Below are 2235 nucleotides of genomic sequence, written 5' to 3'. Positions count from 1 at the left end.
CCGCGTCGAGCGATTCACCACGGCGGAATGATTTTCGGTCGGGCGCGCGATGAACGCGGTCCGGTGCGGGCGGGGGGCGCGCCAGAGACCCTATCCGCCGCGCGTTGCTGCCGGCGAATCATGGTGCTTGGAAGACGCTGTCAAGTGCCTTTCGGCTCAGGTCAGCCGCCCGCGCGCGTCGCTCAGGATCGCGGCGAGTTCGCGGCACGCCCGGGTGACGCCCGCGGGCGTCGAGAGATCGTGCGGTGCGGCCACCCATTGCTCCTCGTCCGCCGCCTCCGAGAGGTAGTGCGCGAGGGCGTGCGCCTGGAAGAGCGGATCGAGGTGGGCGAAGAGTCGGAGCGCCGCCTCCGAGCCACGGCTGCGATGGATGCCGATCGTCCCGGCGAGGGTGGCCGGGTCGACCACGACCCCGACGTGGGCATCCCAGAACGGCGCGCCGCCCAGCGGCACGGCCACCCAGAAGAAGTGCGCGCCGCGTGCGCGGAGCCGCGGGACGGGCGGATCGTTGCCCTCCGCGAGCGCGGGCCCGAAGAAGATCGCCTCTGCTGGCGCCAGCCACCGCGGCAGCTCGTCGCGCACCGCCTCGCAGCGAGCGCGAGCGGCCTGCTCCGAGTTGGATTGCATCAGCTCGGGGTCAGGAGGACTTCGCGGGACGCTCGGTCCCGCGGGTGGCGCCCAGCCTGAACAGCACCTCTGCCTACCCCCGTTTCGGCAGCGTCTGCCCCGTTACCGGATTCGCGACTGCCTCCTCCAGCGACTTCGCCGGCCGCCAGTCGCTCGCCGGCCGCACCTTGCCTTCGGTCCCGACCTGGTCGATGTTCCAGTAGATCTCGAGGTTGTTGCCATCCGGATCCTGAAACTCGATGGCGATCTGACAGCCCGCCCGCCGCCGACCCTCGAAGTGGATGGGCACGCCCTGCTCGCGCAGCCACGCCCGCGCGCGGAAGACCTCGTCGAGCGAGCCGACCTCGAACGCGAAGTGGTTCAGGCTGCTGCGCTCGCCCTTCGTGGCCCCACCGACCAGCGCGATGCCGTGGTGATCGGGGTTGAGGCGCAGGAAGAGCATGCCACCCGGCACCATGGAGTCCGGGTAGCAGTCGCTGACCTCGAGGCCGAGCACGCGGGTGTAGAAGGCCTCGGATCGCGCGAGGTCGGTGACGTTGAGCACGACGTGGCCGATCTTGCGCAGCTGGAATTGCATGCCCGGGAGTATACGCCGATCACGGGCACACGGTAGACGGCTGTGCGATGCTGGGCGGAGGTCGACCACGGAGGGAACCCATGAGCCAGACATACCGCATCGCCACCGCCAGCATCCTCATCCTGCTCGCGTCCGTTGCCGGCTCCGTCGCCGGCGACCGCTTCGTCGGCGACGCCGTCGTGCCGGTCGTCCACGAGGATATGGCTCGCAGCCTGGGCGATCTGGTCGAGCAGTTCGAGGGCCTGAGCAGCCAGGTGCGCGAGCACTTCACGCTGCGCGATCAGCCGCGGCCGCTGATCAGCATCATGCTGAGCCACCGCGAGGAGCTCGGGCTCTCCTCCGGACAGGTGCAGGCCCTCGAAGGACTCCGGGCCAAGTTCCAGAAGGAAGCCATCCGGGCCGACGCCGACCTGCGCGTGGCCGAGATGGACCTGAGCCAGCTCCTGTCGAAGGAGCCGGCGGACATGACCGCGGTCGACGCCAAGATCCGCGAGATCGAGAAGCGGCGCGCCGATCTGCGGGTGGCGCGCGTGCGCGCCATCGAGAGCGGCCGGGCGGTGCTGAGCGCCGACCAGCGGGAGAAGCTGCGGACCCTGCTGGCGGAACCGGAGCCGGCGATGCGGGCGTTCCCGACGTCTCCTCCGCCGCCGGCGGGACCGAGCCGGCTGTGAGGGGCATTCGGCCCGCGTTTCGGCCATCGGAGTGATTGACTCCGCCTAGCCTGTCGGGTACATTACGTTCGTCACCGCGGGGTGGAGCAGCCCGGTAGCTCGTTGGGCTCATAACCCAAAGGTCGCTGGTTCAAATCCAGCCCCCGCAACCAAACAAAACAACGGCTTCGGAGACTCCTCCGGAGCCGTTGCTGCGTGTACCCTCCGGGTTCTCTACGGGTTCTGTCGCGCATGGTAGTGCTGCCCCACCTTCGCCTGGGCCTCGCGGAGATCGGCCTCGCTCGTAATGTTGTAGCGCTCGAAGACGGCGCGCGTCTTGTGGCCGGTGATGGACATGGCCACGCCCTCGTGGACACCGGC

3 protein-coding genes and 1 tRNA gene are annotated in these 2235 nt (G+C 69.4%); 2 read left to right on the top strand and 2 right to left on the bottom strand.

All coding sequences use genetic code 11. The features are described from left to right. Positions 1 to 156: 156 nt before the first annotated feature. Positions 157 to 627 carry a hypothetical protein gene (locus VKN16_17085; GenBank protein HME95924.1) on the bottom strand — a complete coding sequence of 157 codons (471 nt, stop codon included), beginning with the start codon at positions 625 to 627 and terminating at the stop codon, positions 157 to 159. A gap of 73 nt (positions 628 to 700) precedes the next feature. Continuing rightward, positions 701 to 1204 carry a VOC family protein gene (locus tag VKN16_17080; protein ID HME95923.1) on the bottom strand — a complete coding sequence of 168 codons (504 nt, stop codon included), beginning with the start codon at positions 1202 to 1204 and terminating at the stop codon, positions 701 to 703. 80 nt (positions 1205 to 1284) lie between these two features. On the opposite strand from VKN16_17080, the gene VKN16_17075 reads away from it, so the two are divergent. After that, the gene (locus VKN16_17075; protein HME95922.1) at positions 1285 to 1875 is read left to right on the top strand and encodes a periplasmic heavy metal sensor; all 591 of its coding nucleotides are present in this window, start codon (positions 1285 to 1287) and stop codon (positions 1873 to 1875) included. 75 nt (positions 1876 to 1950) lie between these two features. Continuing rightward, positions 1951 to 2027, top strand: a tRNA-Met gene (locus tag VKN16_17070). The last annotated feature ends 208 nt before the right edge of the window (positions 2028 to 2235 follow it).

The organism is Candidatus Methylomirabilota bacterium (assembly GCA_035315345.1).
In the GTDB taxonomy this organism is placed as follows: domain Bacteria; phylum Methylomirabilota; class Methylomirabilia; order Rokubacteriales; family CSP1-6; genus CAMLFJ01.
This window is presented reverse-complemented; position numbering and strand designations above follow the sequence as displayed.

What these genes read in the sequence shown, in the direction of transcription:
- VKN16_17085 (HME95924.1), bottom strand. Translation starts at nt 627, where the DNA reads ATGCAATCCAACTCGGAGCAGGCCGCTCGCGCTCGCTGCGAGGCGGTG.
- VKN16_17075 (HME95922.1), top strand. Translation starts at nt 1,285, where the DNA reads ATGAGCCAGACATACCGCATCGCCACCGCCAGCATCCTCATCCTGCTC.
- VKN16_17080 (HME95923.1), bottom strand. Translation starts at nt 1,204, where the DNA reads ATGCAATTCCAGCTGCGCAAGATCGGCCACGTCGTGCTCAACGTCACC.